The sequence below is a fragment of the Brevibacillus soli genome (genome assembly GCF_044759095.2).
Lineage (GTDB): Bacteria > Bacillota > Bacilli > Brevibacillales > Brevibacillaceae > JBIYSM02.
This window is the reverse complement of record NZ_JBIYSM020000024.1, coordinates 20691-38260: the sequence shown is the minus strand read 5'-3', so window position 1 is coordinate 38260 and position 17570 is coordinate 20691. Positions and strand designations below refer to the sequence as shown.

The window sequence follows — 17570 nt, the reverse complement described above, 5'->3', positions numbered from 1 at the left end:
AGGGGTTTGTCATGAGGGTTTAGCGGCTGGTGCCTTTGATGCCGGCTTTATGGGAGCGATGCATTTCCGTGGTCAACGTCGAACCTCTTGTGGTCAAGTCTTGGCCGTCCGGCAGATCGCCCATGTTTCTGATGAGCATGTCAACCATGCGGTCGTCAAACGGTTGGTTTGCGCCCATGTTTGTTGAGCGGCTGGCAATACGGGTCATTTCGTCGATGATCTGCTGGTTGTCCGTTACGTATACCTTGTAGTAACGAGGGCAGACGGACATCGCATTCATACGTGCCTGTGCCTTCACGGACTGGATGTTCGTTGGAACGCCGGGTCGGGTACCCATGCCGCCGATCGGGCCACCTGGCTGAGCGTTATTTCTGTCGAGATTCAGTCCGACAAAGCATTCCTCGTCCGTCACGAGAACAGTGGACGCATCTACTCCCGGGCAGCTCGCTGTTACATTGCCAACTACCCGTGCCAGTGCATCGCGGTCAACAAAAACGTTGTTGAGCGGATTGGCATTGTTGGTCAGGAAGCTTCGGTTCACTCTGACGTAACCCATCTGCGACATGCCGTTTTGCATGATTCCCGCTCGGCCATTGTCACGGTAAATGGATGCGTTTCCGGTTCCGCGAATGCCCGTCTGATCGGCAGTGCGGATATTGGCACCGTTAAACGCGTTGTAGTTGCGCATGGTGCCATTGAACATGCCGTCTGGAGCGCCTGCCATATTATTGGTCATGGTTCGGGGACCAGCGAAATTCTGCACATTGGTTCTGTTCGGGACGTTGTTGTTAGGAGCGGCGTTATTCGCACAAGCTGTCGCCAACAAAGCGATACCTGCAACGGTACTGTAAAGCCAGGTTTTTTTCAATGGTTACACCCCCTGTAAGTAGATTGCCCTCGCGGGGTGTACCGTTTTCGTGGGAATTTTATGTCTAACAGCAAAAAATGTGGTAAGATGGACATAGTATGCAAGCATGAAGGAGGAAACGTGCTTGATCCGCACACCAGCTGGTACCTATGAGGTCATAGAAGAAAACCGAGACGGATGGAACCCGGAAGCATTTAAAGAGCGCTACAGCGACATATTGGATAAATACGATTACATCGTGGGGGATTGGGGATACGGCCAGCTTCGTTTGCGAGGATTTTACGACAACGCCAACCGAAAGGTGCCGTTTGAGCAAAGAATTGCCACCCTCGATGAGTACCTGCAGGAATACTGCAACTTCGGATGTCCGTACTTTGTGCTGAAGAAAGTAAAGGCGGCGCAGACGGTACCGGGAGAATCCCCCGCCGATTATGAAGAGTCTTCCATTACGTTGGACCTCCAGGCGTCCAGCCGTGCCGAACAGGCAATACCTTATCTCGATCGGAAGGAACGCAGACGCTTTCATCAACGTCCCAACCGCCAGGATCGTCCTGAAAAGCAAGGCAGCAGTCAGGGCGACCGTCAAAATCGTCACGAACGGGCCGGCAAAACAGGCCTAGCTGAACAAGGCAAAACAGACAAGAACTGGCGAGCGGACCGGGGAGGAAAAGACCGGCGGGGCAATTCGCTTCGCTCCAATCGGGACAAGGTATCGGTAAGCAATGTCCCCCCGCAAAATAAACCGGATTAAGCGCAAAAAGCGCCTCACCGGCGGACATGGCCAATCGTCCGTCAGGGGGCGCTATTTTTAGTGTATAAGAATTTGCTAGAAAAGTGTTCGGGGGCCCGCCCGGCGAAGAAAGCCCGGATGGGTTTTCTTAATCTTCCTGTTCATACGTTCCATCGTCGTAGGCAGATCCCTGTACGTGCTGATATCCGTAATACGGCGAATACGGCGGATAGTACGGATAAGGTGAATAGTACGGATAAGGTGGGTATGGATAGAAGTATTCATACGTTGGGAAAGGGATCGGGATGGGAATCGGAACAAAGCGTCTTCTTCTCCGGCGTCCAAATGGAAACAGCACAGGTTGGGCTTGCTCTTCCGGGAATGGTTGGTAGTGATCGTGTTGATAAGGCTGCATACTCGCGAATCGCACTCCTCTCTACGCTTATGTCTGTCTTGCAGTAGCAGTATACGAGACAAATACCCAGGAGGAGAGTTGTCCGGCCGGAAATGGGCGTTTTCTACACTTTTTCGCAACTTGTACCACATTTTTGCGGCATTTTGGTTTTAGCATAAAGGTATCAACACCAAACCAAGCAGGGAGTGTGAAGGTTACATAAAAAAATGATTTCTGTTTCACTGATTACAGCCAGTTTGCTTGTCAGCGGTGTGGGAGTCGTGGGAGCCGAGGAAGCCGCACCAAAAACGGGAATGAAGACGAGGCGCAAGCACTGTTGTCGGAGGCAGTAGAACTCCTGCAGCAAATGGTTGACCTCAAGCAGGAAATTCTCGCGCAAATGGCGCAAATTGCCGAAATCCTAACAGAACTGCAATAATGGAAGAAGGAAAAAGCTCCTCATTGGGGCTTTCAAGCTCCACCTGATCTCTGGGTACTGGACATCATGTTGCCGGCCATGAACGGGTACGAGTTCTGCAGACGTCTCCGGGCTGAAACGGAGGCGCCGATCATCATGATTTCCGCGCGTGATGAAGAGGTTGACAAAATTCTCGGCCTGGAGCTGGGAAGTGACGACTATCTTACAAAACCATTCAGTCCAAGAGAGTTGGTGGCTCGAGTCAATCGTGCGCTTCGTCGCTGGGATCAAATGAAAAGCCGCTCCTTGGACCCGTCTGAGCAAACTCTGCTCTCTTCCGATCAGCTTGTGCTCAATCTGGAGAAGAGACAGGCGCTTTGGCAGGGAACCGAGGTGGTTACCACCCTAAAAGAATTCGAATTGCTTCGTTTTCTGGTTGATCACCCCAATCGCGCATTTTCCAGAGAGGAGCTGCTGAACTCAGTCTAGGGCCATGATTTCTACGGCAGTGATCGGGCAGTCGACGATTTGGTCAGAAGGATACGCAAAAAAATGAGCGGGATCCCATTGGAAACGGTCTGGGGATACGGGTACCGTCTGAGGTGCAGCGGAGAGAAGGAATAATATGAAATTGCTTCATCGGATGACACTTTCATTTGGATTGTTGTTGGTGATCGTTACGGGTGCTGCCGCATTGTTGATTCACTCGCTTTTGCTGGACAACCTGATTGAGCAGCAAAGGAAAGAGCTCTTGTTAAAAGGCGAGCTTTGGGCACAGCAGCTGAACGAAAGAAAGGATACCCTTGAGCTGCCGGATTTTGACAAGCTGAATCGACTGTTGATCTCCAGCAAAAAAGTGGAAGTGTTGATCGCCGGAAAAAAGAAAAGAGTGTTGTTTTCCACGTTTCCTGCAGAGACTCTTGCCGAATGGGTGGAAGGAATTGAACGAAAAGAGTCCAAACGAAAGAACAAGGATATCTGGAATGTGGGTGATAGCGAATATATCGTAGTCACGGTTCGCCTTCAAGGGGACGGAAATCCAAAGCTGTTGTTGGCCACACCGATTCGAGGGCTAAAGGATGTCCGCATCGAGTTGACGGGAAAAATCGTGGTGATCCTTGCCATCGGAACAGCAGGCGTCATTGCAATCAGTTATTTGATCACCCGGAGTTTGGTAAAACCGTTGGTGAAACTGCAGGCAGAGCTGAAAAAAATTCAGATGCGCAAATTTACCGATGTGGAGCATATCAAGGCAAGGGGCGAGATTGGGGATGTTGCCAAAAGCGTCTATGAAATGGCGAACGAATTGGGCCGATTTCACGCTATCCAGAAGCAGTTTTTTCAAAACGCTTCCCACGAATTGAAGACACCGTTAATGTCCATCCAGGGATATGCGGAAGGAATCAGGGACGGAGTATTTTCCGGAGATGCGGCTCGGAAAGGATTGGATGTGATCGTGCAGGAGTCCGTACGACTAAAAAACCTTGTCACGGAGATGATCTTGCTAGCCAAGCTGGAAAGCGAGGAAGGTATTTTTCATCCCGTAGAGGTGTGTCTGGAGCAGCTTGCAAAACAAGCGATGGAAAGAGTCAATCCGCTTGCCGCAAAGCGCCATATTGAGGTAAAGCTGGTTCAAGACGGCAGCATCCCATCTGTCCGGCTCGACCCGGACAATGTTAAACCGCTTCATGAAAGGCAAGGATGGGGAAACCGGTCTGGGATTGGCAATCTCCCGCGCGATTATCGAACGCTGCGGAGGAACGATTGTTGCTTGGAACCGCCCTCATTCCGGCGCCGTGTTTCGCATCCGTCTCCCGTTCGACAAATAAAAACGGGAGCGTTTGGCCCCCGTTTCAGATCACCGTCTGTAAAAACGATTTCAGTTCTTCCGCTTCCTGTTCGTTCAGCTGAAAAGCGTACTCCAGATAGCCTTCTTCCTTCAAGTCGTCGTCGCCGATGATGGCGGAGCGCCCGTTCTGGATGTTGATCACCAGCTTTTTGCCGTAAAACCGGTTCGTGTTCGTGATCGCCAGGTCAAAGCGGGTTGCTTCCCCCATGAAGCTGACGAAGCGGGTAGTGGTTTGTTCCGTTTCGTCGTACAAGAAAAACAGTTCATTGGACATGGTGTGTCTTCCCTCTACTTCCATACAAGATTGGGTTTATGCTCCAGATTATGCAGCGCGCGTATGAAACGAATGGTCTTGGTTTTCGCGCGCATGACGATGGAGTGCGTCTCTACCATATCGTCACCGAGATAGCGTACACCCTGCAGCAGTTCACCGTCGGAGACTCCAGTCGCGGCGAAAATCGCATCATCTCCGCGGACGAGATCGTTCAGCGTTAATAGCTGTTCCGGGTCGGCCAATCCCATGCGGATGCAGCGTTCCCGCTCAGCGTCGTTCTGCGGTTTCAGCTGCGCCTGCATATCACCGCCCAGGCATTTGATCGCGGCTGCGCTGATAACCCCTTCCGGCGCTCCGCCAATCCCAAGGAACAAGTCAATACCGGTATGGGGAAGGCAAGCGGCAATGGCTGCTCCCACGTCTCCGTCACCAAACAGCTTGACCCGTGCCCCTTTTTCCCGAATGGCGTCAATGATGTGGTTGTGACGGTCCCGTTCCTGAACGATCACCGTTACGTCCTGAATCCGCTTGTTGTTGGCTTCGGCGACCACTTCAATCATCTTTTCCACCGGATCGTTCAGATGGATCCTGCCCGCAGCCCGTTTGCCAACGGCCATCTTCATCATGTACATGTCGGGAGCGTGAAGCAGCGTTCCGCGATCGCCAATGGCTACTACGGACATGGCGTTATTGTGTCCTTTGGCGACAATGGTCGTACCCTCCAGGGGATCCACCGCCACGTCAACCTCAGGACCTTCCGCATCGTGATTCCCCAGCTTTTCGCCAATGTAGAGCATGGGAGCCTCGTCCAGTTCTCCTTCGCCGATCACAACCGTTCCGCGCATGGCGATTGTATCAAACATGGCACGCATCGCCGTGGTGGCAGCGTCATCCGCTTCGTTCTTCTTCCCGCGGCCCAGCCAATGGGAGGAAGCCAGCGCCGCCATCTCCGTCACGCGGACCACTTCCAAAGCCAGTTCTCTTTCCACACCAATTCCTCCTTGGGTCCAAACGAAAAAACTCCTTACACATTGTAACACAAGGAAAAGGGAAGAGCAGGTCTTTCGTGACAGCCTCGGCAATTTTGGTATACTGTTGATAAGTGAGGTGAGCCTGATGAACAATTCCTACCTGCAAGAGGGAGAACTGGTTCTGCTTGTGTTGGTGTTGACCTTTGTCATTACCATTTTTTATGCGAAACGGGCTTCCAGAAAGCGAAACAAATAAAGGTGGCGTAAGCGTATATGTACGATGTAAATACAAAAAAAATTGACGAAGTGCTCTCACATATGGGCAAGATGCTCGATCTGCTGGACAAGCTGGCTGAACGCACCGATGAGGCCATTGCGCAGGACGAGGTGGCGGTGGCGGCGATGGAGCGGGCCCTGCATCTTGCAATCGAGGCCGTCATCGACGTCGGGAACGCCTTGATTGACGGCTTTATCATGCGTGACCCCGGCAGCTATGCCGATATTGTGGAAATTTTGCGTGACGAGCGGGTGTTGTCAGACCAGCAGGCGAAGCGGTTGACAGAGGTTGTGGAATTCCGCAGGCATCTGGTAAACGAATATACAGCCGTGCCGATCGCCAGCATGATTGCGCTGGTGCGCGAGCAGCGGGAGACACTCCGGCAGTTTGATCCGGCTGTGCGGGAGTTTGTGAAGAAGGAACTGTTTTAACTGCGAAGCCCTTTTTTAAACAAACTGCTTTCTTTTGTTTACTAAAGTGTTTTTATCCGCTAAAATAGAAGGAAGAAGGGCGGTGATATCCATGACCAATGAAGGAACTTCCACCCGTGACCAGATCCTGCATATGCTCAAGGTAAAAGGATCTCTGTCGGTCAGCGACATGGCAGTTGAGCTGGGGATTACTGAAATGGCTGTGCGCCGCCATCTGAACACACTGGAGCGGGACAACCTGATCCAATCGACGCTTGTGCGCCAGGCAATGGGGCGCCCAACCAACGTCTACTCTCTTTCGCAGGAAGCAGACGAACTGTTTCCCCGCAATTATTCCCATCTTACGCTTGATTTTCTGCGCGATCTAAAAGAGATGGACGGATTGGGCAAAGTGGAGATGCTGTTCCGGCGCCGGGAGAACCGGTTGGAGGAAGCGTACCGCGGTCAGGTGCAAGGCGATTTGGAGCACCGCGTAGCCAAACTGGCGGAGCTGCAAAATGAAAAGGGATACATGGTTGAATGGGAAAAAGATCAGGAGTCCGGTCAGTATTACCTCAAAGAGTACAACTGCCCGATTTCCCAGGTGGCGCGGGAATTCAACCAGGCGTGCAGCTGTGAACTTTCCTTGTTCCGCCGCGTGCTGAAGGCCGATGTGGAGCAGACGTCCTGCATGGCCAAAGGCGGCGACAAGTGTATTTTTCAAATCAAAGAAGCAAAGTAAGAGACCAGATCCACTCCAGGGCGAGTGGATTTTGCTTTAGCCTATCGAAAAGGTTAAAAATCAGGCATTTGATGCAGCTGCTTGGAAAGTGTTCGGGGCCCCAGCCGACACCAGCGTTGGCTAAAGTCGGCTGGGTTTTTTAGGGCATATAAGAATTTATAAAAATGGACATCCAATACAGCCACTTGGAAAGGGTTTGGGGCCCCGCCCGGCGCAGCGCTAGCTACTGCCGGGTGGGTTATTTTGCCGTGTGGGTAAAAGGAGGACAGAATGAAACAGTACAAGGGCTATCTGCTCGATTTGGACGGGACGATTTACCGCGGCAGCGAAGTTATAGCCGAAGCGGTACCGTTTATCGGTTACCTTCGGGAGCAAGGCATTCCCTTTCTCTACCTGACCAACAACTCATCGGCTTCGCCGGAACACGTGGCGGACCGATTGACCGCCATGGGGCTGCCTACCAGCCCCGGCGAAGTATACACCTCCAGCATGGCTACGGCCAGCTTTCTTGCTGAAAAGGCACCGCCGGGGACGCCTGTCTACGTCATCGGAGAAGACGGGCTTCGCCGGGAACTGGAGCGGCACGGCTTCATCCTGACGGAACAAGGAGCCCGTTACGTCGTGGTAGGGATCGATCGCTCCTTCACCTATGAAAAGCTGGCAACTGCCGCTTGCGCCATCCGCAACGGTGCAGAGTTTATCGCCACCAACTGCGATCCCGCGCTTCCCAGTGAACGGGGACTGCTCCCCGGCAACGGTTCCCTGGTTGCTGCCGTCTCGGTTGCTTCCGGCGTAAAGCCGACTGTGATCGGGAAGCCGGAGCCGTTGATTGTCCGCTATGCGCTGGATAGCCTGGGGGTGCCGGCGGACGACACGCTGATTGTAGGCGATAATTTGTTTACGGACATTGAGGCGGGAGCCAACAGCGGTCTCGACAGTCTGCTGGTGCTGACCGGATACTCAACGGCGAAAGACGCCGAGCATCATTCCTGCCGGCCAACCTACATCGCGGCAGATTTGCAGGATTGGCTCCGCCGATTGACAGGGAAGTAGCGGGCTACATGCATTCCTGTTCTTCCGCTTTTTGCTTGTGCCGATGGGCGATCCTGCTGGAGGCGGCTGCGGCAATGGCCCCGACCAGGTCATCCAAAAACGTGTGAACGCCAAAGCTTTTGTCATTCAGGTCCTTTAATTTGCCGTATTTCATTTTGTCCACGTACCCGTAGTTGGTAAAGCCGATGCTGCCGTACAGATTGACGATGGCCAGCGCCAGCACCTCGTCAATGCCGTAGAGCGGCTCATCCGTCTCGATAATGTCCTGCAGCGGTGTAAGCAGTTTCTTTTCTTCCGCCAGGATGTCCAACTGAATGCCGGTAAATAGTGCGTTTTGCACCTCGCGTTTTTTTAACACGGACTGTACGCTCTCCACGCACGTTTCCCAGGACAAATCGGGAATGTAGTCTTTCTGCAAAAACATGACGATGTCGGCGATATCCGCTACCTCTACACCTCGCTGCTGCAGAAGTTCAAGTGTCTGTTCATAGCATTGGTTGCTGTTAAGGGGACTGGCTCTCATCTCAAGCTCCTCCTCGGTTCGCTCTGCAAACATGCATGTGGGTAGTATCTGCCGGGGTATAGGCACCTATCCCGCCCATCCATCATAAAATGCCCTAAGAGGAAAGTGCGTTGGGAGGATGGAACCATGCAGGAAAGAGCCTTAATCCAAAGTGAATACGGTTTTCGGATCCTTGATTGCAAAGTCGAGGGGGGGCACACCGTCCTGTGCACGGATCAGGGTGTATTTTATCTGTACACCGCCCCGGCCGGATACAAGTACAAAAGCAAGTTTATCGAGAAGGTAAAAAAACACCTGAAAGGGCAGAAAGAGATCGCCATGCTCTCCTTGGCGCCAACGTTGAAGGGGCAGTATTACGTTGTGCACGAAGAGGAAATCTACTATCTGTACCGGGGGATTCGCGAGTCGGTTCCCATCGAGCCGGTGTATGCAAACGGACAGGCGCTCGCTCTTTTTCATCAGGCGACTGCTTCGTTTTCCGGGGATCGGCTGTTTTTCCCGTACAGCTCGTTGGGATCATGGCCCTCCATGTGGCGGAAAAAGCTGCGGCAGTACAGCGCCTATCAGGACGATCTGGGGATCTACGACGGTGAAATTACCCCATTCGACGAGTATTTGCTGACAACCTATACGTATGTGCATCACCTGGGGGACACGGCTGTCCAGTATTTGCATGACGTCGGCTATCAAGATGTGGTGAAGCAAACGGCCGATTGCGGAAAAGTGGCCTACCAAAATTTTGACGAAGGGTATATTCTATTTAATGAAGATTGTGCTCGTTACATCGCCGGCGAATGGAATTGGGTCATCGACATGCGTGCGCGGGATATCGGCCAGTGGATCAAAGCCGATGTTCGCCGCAACGGGTGGCGGGAGGACGCGGTGATTCAATTTCTGGACGGCTACAACAGTGTCTGCCCGCTATTGCAAAGCGAGTACGCCGTGGTGTATGCGCTGATGCTGTATCCCGGCCGCTTTCTGAAGTATGTGGAAGCCTACCGCGCTTTGTCTCCCGAGGAGCGTGAAGAAGTAAACGCCGAGGCATGGCAAGGGACGCTGGAAGACGAGCTGGCTCACATGGAACAGGCACTTCGCAGCTTTCCGCTGACCGTGTGCAAACGGTACGGGGTGTCCATTCCGCTCATTGATTGGTTGTGGAGGCCAGATGATGACGAAACAGGATGCAAAATGGTGTGTGTATCTGACGAGGAAAGTAGCTGCTGAGATTGTGGAGCGGCTGCAGGAGATCGCCCAAGTGGAAGTGTGGGAAGGAGACGGACCGGTTCCGCGGGACGTCCTGCTTAAGAAGGTGGAAAAAGCCGATGCCCTGTTTGCCATGCTGACCGATCGAATCGACGAGGATTTGCTGAAGCGGGCAGAGCGTCTGCAGATCGTGGCCAACATGGCCGTCGGCTATGACAATATCGACGTCGCTGCGGCGAAAAAGAGGGGAATCGTCGTGACCAATACGCCTGACGTGCTGACGGAAGCGACCGCTGATCTGGCTTTTGCCCTGCTGCTGGCAGCAGGTCGCCGATTGGTGGAAGCAAACCGTTTTCTGCATGCCGGCGAATGGAAAACATGGAGTCCGTACCTGATGGCAGGGCAAAGCGTACACGGAGCCAAGCTGGGCATTATCGGCATGGGGCGGATCGGCGAGGCAGTAGCCAAAAGGGCAAAGGGCTTCGACATGTCCCTTTTGTACCACAATCGGCGGCGCAATATGGCAGCGGAACGGGTTACCGGTGCCCGCTACTGCGGGCTGGATGAGCTGCTGCAGGAATCCGATTACGTTGTGCTGCTGACCCCGTTGACGCCACAGACCCGCGAACTGATGGGAGCGCGGGAATTTTCGCTGATGAAGCCGTCTTCTGTTTTCATCAACGTCTCCCGCGGCGGAACGGTTAACGAAGAGGCGCTGTATCAGGCGTTGGTGACCAAACAAATCTGGGCGGCGGGGCTCGATGTTTTCCAGCAGGAGCCGGTTCCTGTTGATCATCCTTTGCTGTCGCTCCCCAATGTGGTCGCGCTGCCGCATATCGGCAGTGCCACCTATCAGGCGCGCACACAGATGGCGCGGTTGGCTGCGGACAACATCGTTGCCGTGCTGACGGGAAGGGAGCCTATCTCACCGGTATGAACGCAATGATTTGGATGGCTGTTGGCATGCTGCTGCTGGTATTGGCAGGAATTACTGCCATTGCGTTGAGGGTTAGCTGGAAGCTGACGCATCCGCCTCGCAAGCCGGTCGATATGGATCCGCAAACATTTGGAATACAAGCGACGGAAGCGGTAACGTTTCCCAGCCGCGATCCGGCCGTGACTCTCAGCGGCTGGTACATGTCCGCTCGGGCCAACGGTGCAAAGAGCAACGGCGGCACGCTTATTTTTGCTCACGGCTACAGCCAGAACCGACAGGAGCCGCATCTGCCCGCCTTGTCACTGGCTGCCCGGATGCTGGCCGAAGGCTATGATGTGCTGATGTTTGATTTTCGCAACGCCGGCGAATCGGGGGGTTCACTCACGACGATCGGCTATTGGGAGCAGCTCGATCTGCTCGGAGCTGTCGATTACATAGCGCAACGTTTTCCCCAGCAAGCAATCGGGTTGATCGGATTCTCCATGGGAGCTGCCACCTCGCTGCTGGTTGCCGGGCAAGATGCGCGTGTCCAAGCTGTTGTCGCGGATTCGCCGTTTTTCTCCCTGAGCGAGTACCTGGAGGAGAATCTTCCCCAGTGGACAGGGCTTCCGCGTTTTCCGTTCAATTGGCTGATCCTTCGTCTTAGCCCGCTCTTGTACGGGGCTGATTCCCGCGACGTGAAACCGTTTCAGGCGGTAACCCAAACGGACAAGCCGATTTTATTGATTCACGGGACGGGAGACGATACCGTGCCTTGTTCAAACAGCGAACGTCTGCACGCTCTTGCCGGGGAGAATCGTTCCGAGCTGTGGCTCGTTCCTGACGTCGGACATGTTCGCAGCTATGCCAAGTACCCGGATGAGTACGCCGAAAAAGTGATTGCGTTCTTCCGCAGGACGCTGCGGGCAAGCAAAAACCCCCTGCCTCTTGCAAAGAGATAGGGGGTTTCCCTGGCCTGCTATCAAAACACCTGCTGTACTTCTTTAATGCCTGGAATTTCTTCCAACAGCGCGCGTTCAATCCCCGCTTTCAGGGTGATGGTCGATGACGGGCAGCTGCCGCAGGCGCCCATCAGACGAAGCTTAACGATACCGTCCTCCACGTCGACGAGTTGTACGTCGCCACCGTCGCGCTGCAGGTACGGACGCAGTTTATCTAGAACTTCCTGAACTTGATCCATCATGTTGTCCATTGAAATTCACTCCTTTCCATCCTCCCCTCTATTATAATCTCCAAGGGGGAAGAAATCCATGTCTTTGCATGTGGTTTCGCACTTTCCGCACACCCTGCGGGCTCTCCAACCGATGGACTTTTCCAGATTGGGTCATGGTATAATAGAAAGGAAAAACGATGTCATTGATGAGGAGTTAGTTGCCGTGAAGGTTTACCGCAATGTGAAGGAACTGATTGGTAACACGCCAATCGTTGAACTTACGCAGTTTGATCTGCCGGAGGGCGTTCGACTGTTTGCAAAACTAGAGTTTTTCAACCCCGGCGGAAGCGTCAAAGACCGACTGGGAATGGAACTGATTCGTGCCGCGGAAGAGAGCGGTCAACTGAAGCCCGGGGGAACCATCATTGAGCCGACGGCCGGGAATACCGGGATCGGGGTCGCGCTTGCCGCCGTGGGCACCGGATACAAGGTCATTTTTTGCGTACCGGCCAAATTTTCCGAGGAGAAGCAGGAATTGATGCGAGCGCTGGGAGCGGAAGTGGTCAACACCCCGACCGAACTGGGCATCAAGGGGGCCATCGCCAAGGCACAGGAACTGGCCGCAGCGATTCCCGGCTCCTTTGTTCCCCAGCAGTTCGCCAACCCGGCCAATCCGGATGCACACTACAAGACGACCGGACCGGAAATTTGGGAGCAAATGGATGGGAAAGTGGACGTATTCGTTGCCGGGGCAGGCTCGGGCGGTACATTCATGGGGGTTGCTCGCTATTTGAAGGAGCAAAAGCCGTCCGTAAAAACCGTCATCGTCGAGCCGGAGGGTTCCATTTTGAACGGCGGCGAACCGGGACCGCACAAAACGGAAGGAATCGGAATGGAATTTCTCCCTCCGTTTATGGATACCGGGTACTTTGACGCTATTCACACGATCATGGACACGGAAGCGTTTGACCTGGTGAGGCAGTTGGCCGCAAAAGAGGGGCTGCTCGTCGGCAGCTCTTCGGGAGCAGCAATGGCTGCGGCTCTGCGCGAGGCGAAGGCGGCCAAACCGGGTACCAACATCGTCACCATTTTTCCGGACGGCAGTGAACGATATCTGAGCAAGAAAATCTATCAAGGAGGAGTATAAAATGCGGTTAAAAACACGCTTGATTCACGGAGGAATCGACGGCGATCCCCATACCGGCGCCGTATCCGTTCCGATTTATCAGGTAAGCACCTACAGACAGGAAGCGATCGGCAAGCATAAAGGCTTTGAGTACTCCCGTACGGGGAACCCGACCCGCCACGCACTGGAAGCGTATATTGCGGAAGTGGAGGGCGGGGCTCGCGGCCTCGCGTTCGGTTCCGGGATGGCTGCGCTGTCCACGGTTCTTTCCATGTTTAGCAAAGGAGATCACCTGATCGTAGGAGACGACGTGTACGGCGGAACCTATCGCGTCATCACACGGGTGTTTTCCCGTCTGGGACTGGATGCCACCTATGTGGATACAACCAACCTGTCTGCCGTAGAAGCGGCTGTACGCCCCGAGACCAAGGCCATTATCATGGAGACGCCGACAAACCCGCTGTTAAATGTCAGCGACATCGCGGCATTGGCCGAGATCGCCAAAGCGAAAGGGCTGCTGCTGATCGTCGACAACACGTTCATGACACCGTACTGGCAAAACCCGCTGGATTTGGGTGCAGACATCGTGTACCACAGCGCTACAAAATACCTGGGCGGACACAGCGATGTCGTAGCCGGTCTGGTTGTGGCAAAAGAACCCAAGCTCGGTGAGGAACTGCATTTTCTGCAAAACGCCATCGGCGGGGTGCTCGGACCGCAGGACTCCTGGCTTTTGCTGCGCGGAATGAAAACGCTGGGTGTGCGGATGGAAGAGCACGAGGCCAATACCCGTACTCTCGCCAAATGGCTGGCAGAGCGCAATGACATTGAGAGAGTCATTTACCCGGGTCTGGAGAACCATCCGGGACATGAACTGATGCAAAAACAGGCGCGCGGATTTGGCGGCATGATCTCGTTCGACGTGGGAAGCGGTGAGCGTGCGGACGAAGTACTCTCCAAGGTGAAGTACTTTACTTTGGCCGAATCTCTCGGAGCGGTGGAAAGCCTCATCAGTGTACCTGCCCGCATGACGCATGCATCCATACCGGCGGAACGCCGTGCGGAGTTGGGCATTACCGATGGTCTTATCCGCATTTCTGTTGGAATTGAGGACGTCCAAGACCTTATTGAGGACCTGGAACAAGCCCTGGCATAAAGGACGGTAGGGACGATGAGCGTGGAAATAAAAGTGTACGGCACCGAACAGCTGTGTGCCAGCTGCGTCAATCTGCCGTCGGCAAAGGAAACAGCTGCCTGGCTGGAGGCTGCGCTCTCCCGCAAATACGGTAACGATCGTATCCGCATCAGCTATTCGGACTTTCAACAGCCGGTGACAGAAGAAGACAAAAACTGGGCAAAGAGGATCATTGAGGAAGATTTGTGGTATCCGCTTGTCGTAATTTCCGGGGAAATTGTCGGAGAGGGAAACCCCAGGCTGAAGGATATTTACGCAAAGCTGGAAGAAATCGGTGTGGTGCCGTTGAGTGAATCAGAGTGATGACCAAACATCTGTGAAAAGTGAGAGGAGCGCCACCTCTGAGAAAATGCGGAGAAATCGGTCCCGAATAGACACCAATCCCTTTTTCGACAGTCTCAGAGCGAGAAATCGCTCTTTTTTTCAGCCACTAGAGAAGTGTTCGGGGCCCCAGCCGACACCAGCGATCGCTTAAGTCGGCTGGGTTTTCTTATTCACTACAGGAGAGAGGAGAAGGTGTTTCCAGGCGGAGCGACTATTGTGCGACTATTGAAACTCTGCCTAGCGGAGGAAATAAAACACCCCCAAGTTCTACCTGTCCAACCGCCCTCATATACATGCATACCATGAAAGAAAGAGGGGAGCGGTAATGCATGGAACTGCAATTGGCCCGCTATTATGAGCTGAAGCTGATGCAAAAGGAGATAGAGGATGAATTGGAAATTCTCAAGAAGCAAATCCTGGAGGTCCAGACAGAAGCGGGGAGTGTGGAGGCAGGAGAGTACAAGCTGACTGTCAGTTTTCAAGAGAGACGGGAGTATCATGACGACCGACTGTTCAATGCCCTCCCGGATCCCGCACTGTGGAGACTGATGTCCAAAGCAGACTCGGGAAAAATCTCCAGTTTATTGAAGCTGCGGGTCATTCACGAAGGCATTGTCGAAGGGGCGTATGAAGTTCGGAAAATTTCAGCAATTCGCGTCCAAAAACGGTAGCAAACCAGTGTCCCATTTTCTGAGCCCCTGCATCAACGCCGTTCCGTCTGTTTGCCGATTGTATATATCGTTGGCAACGACACGTCACTGTATTGGCCTTGGCGAGGGGAAGGGAATGAATACCCGTCCCACGCCTTGTTCCTTAGGCTGAAGGACAAGACCTTCTACCGAAATTTTCGCCGACTGGCGCGTCAGTATCAAGCCAGGAAAAAAGGCTGATGACAACAATCGTTGCCAGCAGCCTTTTCTTTTTATCCCAAGTGTTTTTTGTACATCCAGAGAACGCCGCTCTTCATGACGCGGGGCATTTGACCTACGAGGGAGACTTTGCCCATTACGCCGAAGCCTTCTTTTTTACCGAGGGAGCCCAGAACCCCTTTTAATTTGAAAGGCGGCAGGGAGGCAGGATACTCCTCGCCTTTGAAGTCTTTTTTCAGCAGCATGGCAATCTGTTCGCCCTGAACTTCTGCCAGCTGTGCGCTTGGTGCAAACGGAAGGCTTGCACAGTCGCCTACCACATAGACGTTTGGATGGCTGGGGAGCTGATGATACTTGTTCAATACCGCGCGGCCGATGTTGTCCACTTCGATGGGAAGCTCACGCACGATGCGGTTTGCTTGAATACCGGCCGTCCAGACGACGGCGTCTGTCTCCAGCGGTTGGTTGTGGTTGTAGACGACGCCCGGTTCCACCCGGTTCACACAGGCCATGGAGACCAGCTGTACGTCGTGTTCGATAAACCACTGGGAAGCGTACGTCTGCAATTTTTTGGGAAACGGGCTGAGAATGCTCTCGCCGCGGTCAATGATGCGAATGTTCAAGTCAGGACGACTCTCTCGAAGCTCGGAAGCAACCTCAACGCCGCTCAAACCGCCGCCGACAATCGTAACCGTTCCGTACGGGCCGACATTGTTAATCGCTGCGTAAGTATTGCGGGTCGCCCCCAGAGTTTGGATGGAGTGCGTATATTGATCGGCACCCGGAATATCGTGATAACGGTCTTCACAGCCCAGAGCCAAGACCAGCCAATCGTAGGGCAGTGTGTCGCCGTTTGTGAAGCGAACGATCCGCTCGTCCAAATCGACTCCGGTGACTTCCCCGTATTTAATGGTCAACCGAGGATCGCTTGGGAAAGCGACGCGTATCGCCTGCTCCGGCTCCGTCCCCGCGGCCAGCGCGTAGTATTCCGTCTTTAAGCCGTGAAAAGGCATCCGGTCGACCAGCGTCACGAACACATTGTCGGGTAGATCAGGGGTAAGGACGCGTTCGATAATCCGCAAACCCCCGTAACCTCCGCCAAGGATCACAAGTCGTTTCATAAAAGTCTAGTCCTTTCTTCTGTCCGTTTGTTTTCATGTACCCATTCTATTTTTAGTCTCTTTCGGCAAAAATGCAAGCAGAATCTTTTTCCCGCACTCGCACTCTGGATTTTTGTCGCGAACGAGGTACAATAAGGACGGGAAGCATGTAGAACATTCGGCAGGTGAGAAGTAAATGAAGCCTTTGGTAGAATTTTGCGCGAGCAACGTTTCTTCCTATACAAAACCCGTGGTGGAAGCATTGGAAAACGATCCAGACCTGGACGTAGACGTGTTGGAATACGGATGTCTTGGTCATTGCGGCGAGTGTTACATGCAGCCCTTTGCCCTGGTGAACGGAGATTTTGTCACAGCGTCGACGGCAGAGGAATTGATTGAAAAAATCAAGACGAAATTGCGCGAAGACGAAGAGATGATGGAAAAAGACTTTCCTTTTTGAGAGGAGGGTCTTTTTTAGTGTATAAGAATTTATAAATTTGGACATCCCATACAGCCGCTAGAAAAGTGTTCGGGGCCCCGCCCGGCGAAGCGTTAGCTAATGCCGGGTGGGTTTTCTTAGTGTGTTAGCTAATGCCGGGTGGGTTTTCTTAGTCTGCTCCATTTTTGTATACATTTGCGTGGCCGGTGCGTTTTATATGCGAGAGGATTTGAAGGGAGGGCGGCAATGTCGGAGGCTCCTTTGCGAAAACAGATGAACTTGGTCTACCGGTATCTCCTGAAGAGCGGGGCGACACATGTGGATGCGGAGGACATTATTAATGCTTAACTACAATGCGGATCAGGTGCTTCGAGACATCACGCTGTTTAACTCAGTAACCGATCCCAATACGTATATGTACAACTATCAGGAGGATCGCGGATTTCTCAGTGGGACTCTGACCTATCAAACCTATAAGGTGATTGAGGGAGTACCTGTTGTGTGGGATGAAGAGACGGTCGAATTCAATGTGTTTGGCGGATTCTCACGACGCATCGGCAGATATTCCCCGATCCAACTGGTTGGACAAGACATGAAGGGTTTTTCCTACGGCCGAAGCTACAGCTACCAAACAGGGGAACGTTCGCTGCTGTTTTACCATCCATCAGTCAAGTACGGCCAGATCTAACGGCAGACCGATACTAATGGGAAAGAA

The 17570-nt window shown here is 53.3% G+C and carries 22 protein-coding genes and 2 pseudogenes; 17 read left to right on the top strand and 7 right to left on the bottom strand.

The window, feature by feature from the left end; genetic code table 11:
* Nucleotides 1-19: 19 nt before the first annotated feature.
* Nucleotides 20-868 (bottom strand): YhcN/YlaJ family sporulation lipoprotein, encoded by an 849-nt coding sequence (locus ACE99V_RS11700; RefSeq protein ID WP_400491265.1) that lies wholly within the window; start codon nt 866-868, stop codon nt 20-22.
* A gap of 124 nt (nt 869-992) precedes the next feature.
* On the opposite strand from ACE99V_RS11700, the gene ACE99V_RS11695 reads away from it, so the two are divergent.
* Entirely contained in the window at nt 993-1619 is a 627-nt protein-coding gene (locus ACE99V_RS11695) for a YutD family protein (protein ID WP_400491264.1), read from the top strand.
* Between the two features lie 127 nt (nt 1620-1746).
* On the opposite strand, the gene ACE99V_RS11690 is transcribed toward ACE99V_RS11695, so the two are convergent.
* Complete coding sequence (locus ACE99V_RS11690; RefSeq protein WP_400491263.1) at nt 1747-2013, bottom strand: hypothetical protein; 267 nt, start codon at nt 2011-2013, stop codon at nt 1747-1749.
* A 457-nt stretch (nt 2014-2470) separates the two neighbouring features.
* Between ACE99V_RS11690 and ACE99V_RS11685 the strand changes: the two are divergent.
* The 3 genes and pseudogenes from ACE99V_RS11685 to ACE99V_RS20485 all read left to right on the top strand — a co-directional run.
* Nucleotides 2471-2702, top strand: a pseudogene (locus ACE99V_RS11685) (response regulator); the annotation flags it as partial.
* Nucleotides 2702-3034 (top strand): annotated as a pseudogene (locus tag ACE99V_RS11680) (winged helix-turn-helix domain-containing protein). The pseudogenes ACE99V_RS11685 and ACE99V_RS11680, both read left to right, overlap by 1 nt.
* A 1-nt stretch (nt 3035) precedes the next feature.
* Complete coding sequence (locus ACE99V_RS20485) at nt 3036-4370, top strand: HAMP domain-containing sensor histidine kinase (protein WP_491624842.1); 1335 nt, start codon at nt 3036-3038, stop codon at nt 4368-4370.
* On the opposite strand, the gene ACE99V_RS11665 is transcribed toward ACE99V_RS20485, so the two are convergent.
* Together ACE99V_RS11665 and glpX are read right to left on the bottom strand one after the other, a co-directional pair.
* Nucleotides 4264-4533: a DUF3055 domain-containing protein gene (locus ACE99V_RS11665; protein WP_400491262.1), complete on the bottom strand. Its 270-nt coding sequence runs from the start codon at nt 4531-4533 to the stop codon at nt 4264-4266. The genes ACE99V_RS20485 and ACE99V_RS11665 overlap by 107 nt on opposite strands.
* Before the next feature lie 14 nt (nt 4534-4547).
* Complete coding sequence (gene glpX / locus ACE99V_RS11660) at nt 4548-5522, bottom strand: class II fructose-bisphosphatase (protein WP_400491261.1); 975 nt, start codon at nt 5520-5522, stop codon at nt 4548-4550.
* Between the two features lie 127 nt (nt 5523-5649).
* Between glpX and ACE99V_RS11655 the strand changes: the two genes are divergently transcribed.
* The 4 genes from ACE99V_RS11655 to ACE99V_RS11640 all read left to right on the top strand — a co-directional run bounded on the left by ACE99V_RS11655 (nt 5650) and on the right by ACE99V_RS11640 (nt 7986).
* Entirely contained in the window at nt 5650-5760 is a 111-nt protein-coding gene (locus ACE99V_RS11655; protein ID WP_400491260.1) for an amino acid ABC transporter permease, read from the top strand.
* A 17-nt stretch (nt 5761-5777) separates the two neighbouring features.
* On the top strand, nt 5778-6212 hold the full coding sequence (gene hepT / locus ACE99V_RS11650; RefSeq protein WP_400491259.1) for a type VII toxin-antitoxin system HepT family RNase toxin: 435 nt from the start codon (nt 5778-5780) through the stop codon (nt 6210-6212).
* Between the two features lie 91 nt (nt 6213-6303).
* Entirely contained in the window at nt 6304-6933 is a 630-nt protein-coding gene (locus tag ACE99V_RS11645) for a helix-turn-helix transcriptional regulator (protein WP_400491258.1), read from the top strand.
* A gap of 270 nt (nt 6934-7203) precedes the next feature.
* Nucleotides 7204-7986, top strand: a complete 783-nt coding sequence (locus tag ACE99V_RS11640; protein WP_400491257.1) for a TIGR01457 family HAD-type hydrolase — start codon at nt 7204-7206, stop codon at nt 7984-7986.
* Between the two features lie 4 nt (nt 7987-7990).
* Here the strand turns inward: ACE99V_RS11640 and ACE99V_RS11635 are convergent, their stop codons facing one another.
* Nucleotides 7991-8509 (bottom strand): phosphatidylglycerophosphatase A family protein, encoded by a 519-nt coding sequence (locus ACE99V_RS11635; protein ID WP_400491256.1) that lies wholly within the window; start codon nt 8507-8509, stop codon nt 7991-7993.
* A gap of 126 nt (nt 8510-8635) precedes the next feature.
* Here ACE99V_RS11635 and ACE99V_RS11630 point away from each other — a divergent pair, with 126 nt between their 5' ends.
* Genes ACE99V_RS11630 through ACE99V_RS11620 form a run of 3 tightly spaced genes read left to right on the top strand, consistent with a single transcriptional unit; the run spans nt 8636 to nt 11590 of the window.
* Nucleotides 8636-9733: a hypothetical protein gene (locus ACE99V_RS11630; protein WP_400491255.1), complete on the top strand. Its 1098-nt coding sequence runs from the start codon at nt 8636-8638 to the stop codon at nt 9731-9733.
* Nucleotides 9678-10649 (top strand): 2-hydroxyacid dehydrogenase, encoded by a 972-nt coding sequence (locus tag ACE99V_RS11625; RefSeq protein WP_400491254.1) that lies wholly within the window; start codon nt 9678-9680, stop codon nt 10647-10649. Before ACE99V_RS11630 ends, ACE99V_RS11625 begins: the two co-directional genes overlap by 56 nt.
* The gene (locus tag ACE99V_RS11620; protein ID WP_400491253.1) at nt 10646-11590 is read left to right on the top strand and encodes an alpha/beta hydrolase; all 945 of its coding nucleotides are present in this window, start codon (nt 10646-10648) and stop codon (nt 11588-11590) included. The genes ACE99V_RS11625 and ACE99V_RS11620 overlap by 4 nt, the downstream gene beginning before the upstream one ends.
* A 20-nt stretch (nt 11591-11610) precedes the next feature.
* On the opposite strand, the gene ACE99V_RS11615 is transcribed toward ACE99V_RS11620, so the two are convergent.
* Nucleotides 11611-11832, bottom strand: coding sequence for a NifU family protein (locus ACE99V_RS11615; RefSeq protein ID WP_122903184.1), 222 nt, complete (start codon nt 11830-11832; stop codon nt 11611-11613).
* A 193-nt stretch (nt 11833-12025) separates the two neighbouring features.
* Here ACE99V_RS11615 and cysK point away from each other — a divergent pair, with 193 nt between their 5' ends.
* The 4 genes from cysK (at nt 12026) to ACE99V_RS11595 (ending at nt 15118) form a co-directional block, all read left to right on the top strand.
* Nucleotides 12026-12949, top strand: a complete 924-nt coding sequence (cysK, locus tag ACE99V_RS11610) for a cysteine synthase A (RefSeq protein WP_400491292.1) — start codon at nt 12026-12028, stop codon at nt 12947-12949.
* Nucleotide 12950: 1 nt separating this feature from the next.
* Nucleotides 12951-14084: a bifunctional cystathionine gamma-lyase/homocysteine desulfhydrase gene (locus tag ACE99V_RS11605; RefSeq protein WP_400491252.1), complete on the top strand. Its 1134-nt coding sequence runs from the start codon at nt 12951-12953 to the stop codon at nt 14082-14084.
* Between the two features lie 15 nt (nt 14085-14099).
* Nucleotides 14100-14426 carry a YuzD family protein gene (locus tag ACE99V_RS11600; RefSeq protein WP_400491251.1) on the top strand — a complete coding sequence of 109 codons (327 nt, stop codon included), beginning with the start codon at nt 14100-14102 and terminating at the stop codon, nt 14424-14426.
* 350 nt (nt 14427-14776) lie between these two features.
* Nucleotides 14777-15118, top strand: coding sequence for a hypothetical protein (locus ACE99V_RS11595; RefSeq protein WP_400491250.1), 342 nt, complete (start codon nt 14777-14779; stop codon nt 15116-15118).
* Between the two features lie 251 nt (nt 15119-15369).
* Here ACE99V_RS11595 and ACE99V_RS11590 read toward each other — a convergent pair whose 3' ends face one another.
* Entirely contained in the window at nt 15370-16437 is a 1068-nt protein-coding gene (locus ACE99V_RS11590; protein ID WP_400491249.1) for an NAD(P)/FAD-dependent oxidoreductase, read from the bottom strand.
* Between the two features lie 175 nt (nt 16438-16612).
* On the opposite strand from ACE99V_RS11590, the gene ACE99V_RS11585 reads away from it, so the two are divergent.
* Together ACE99V_RS11585 and ACE99V_RS11580 are read left to right on the top strand one after the other, a co-directional pair.
* Complete coding sequence (locus tag ACE99V_RS11585) at nt 16613-16876, top strand: DUF1450 domain-containing protein (protein ID WP_400491248.1); 264 nt, start codon at nt 16613-16615, stop codon at nt 16874-16876.
* 319 nt (nt 16877-17195) lie between these two features.
* Nucleotides 17196-17543 (top strand): hypothetical protein, encoded by a 348-nt coding sequence (locus ACE99V_RS11580; protein ID WP_400491247.1) that lies wholly within the window; start codon nt 17196-17198, stop codon nt 17541-17543.
* The last annotated feature ends 27 nt before the right edge of the window (nt 17544-17570 follow it).

Bases quoted from the DNA above. Each gene is read 5' to 3' on its own strand.
- ACE99V_RS11665 (WP_400491262.1), bottom strand. From the start codon at position 4,533: ATGTCCAATGAACTGTTTTTCTTGTACGACGAAACGGAACAAACCACT.
- ACE99V_RS20485 (WP_491624842.1), top strand. From the start codon at position 3,036: ATGAAATTGCTTCATCGGATGACACTTTCATTTGGATTGTTGTTGGTG.
- ACE99V_RS11605 (WP_400491252.1), top strand. From the start codon at position 12,951: ATGCGGTTAAAAACACGCTTGATTCACGGAGGAATCGACGGCGATCCC.
- ACE99V_RS11690 (WP_400491263.1), bottom strand. From the start codon at position 2,013: ATGCAGCCTTATCAACACGATCACTACCAACCATTCCCGGAAGAGCAA.
- ACE99V_RS11600 (WP_400491251.1), top strand. From the start codon at position 14,100: ATGAGCGTGGAAATAAAAGTGTACGGCACCGAACAGCTGTGTGCCAGC.
- ACE99V_RS11625 (WP_400491254.1), top strand. From the start codon at position 9,678: ATGACGAAACAGGATGCAAAATGGTGTGTGTATCTGACGAGGAAAGTA.
- ACE99V_RS11640 (WP_400491257.1), top strand. From the start codon at position 7,204: ATGAAACAGTACAAGGGCTATCTGCTCGATTTGGACGGGACGATTTAC.
- ACE99V_RS11585 (WP_400491248.1), top strand. From the start codon at position 16,613: ATGAAGCCTTTGGTAGAATTTTGCGCGAGCAACGTTTCTTCCTATACA.
- ACE99V_RS11635 (WP_400491256.1), bottom strand. From the start codon at position 8,509: ATGAGAGCCAGTCCCCTTAACAGCAACCAATGCTATGAACAGACACTT.
- ACE99V_RS11590 (WP_400491249.1), bottom strand. From the start codon at position 16,437: ATGAAACGACTTGTGATCCTTGGCGGAGGTTACGGGGGTTTGCGGATT.
- ACE99V_RS11620 (WP_400491253.1), top strand. From the start codon at position 10,646: ATGAACGCAATGATTTGGATGGCTGTTGGCATGCTGCTGCTGGTATTG.
- ACE99V_RS11630 (WP_400491255.1), top strand. From the start codon at position 8,636: ATGCAGGAAAGAGCCTTAATCCAAAGTGAATACGGTTTTCGGATCCTT.
- ACE99V_RS11615 (WP_122903184.1), bottom strand. From the start codon at position 11,832: ATGATGGATCAAGTTCAGGAAGTTCTAGATAAACTGCGTCCGTACCTG.
- ACE99V_RS11655 (WP_400491260.1), top strand. From the start codon at position 5,650: ATGAACAATTCCTACCTGCAAGAGGGAGAACTGGTTCTGCTTGTGTTG.
- ACE99V_RS11645 (WP_400491258.1), top strand. From the start codon at position 6,304: ATGACCAATGAAGGAACTTCCACCCGTGACCAGATCCTGCATATGCTC.
- hepT (WP_400491259.1), top strand. From the start codon at position 5,778: ATGTACGATGTAAATACAAAAAAAATTGACGAAGTGCTCTCACATATG.
- ACE99V_RS11595 (WP_400491250.1), top strand. From the start codon at position 14,777: ATGGAACTGCAATTGGCCCGCTATTATGAGCTGAAGCTGATGCAAAAG.
- ACE99V_RS11580 (WP_400491247.1), top strand. From the start codon at position 17,196: ATGCTTAACTACAATGCGGATCAGGTGCTTCGAGACATCACGCTGTTT.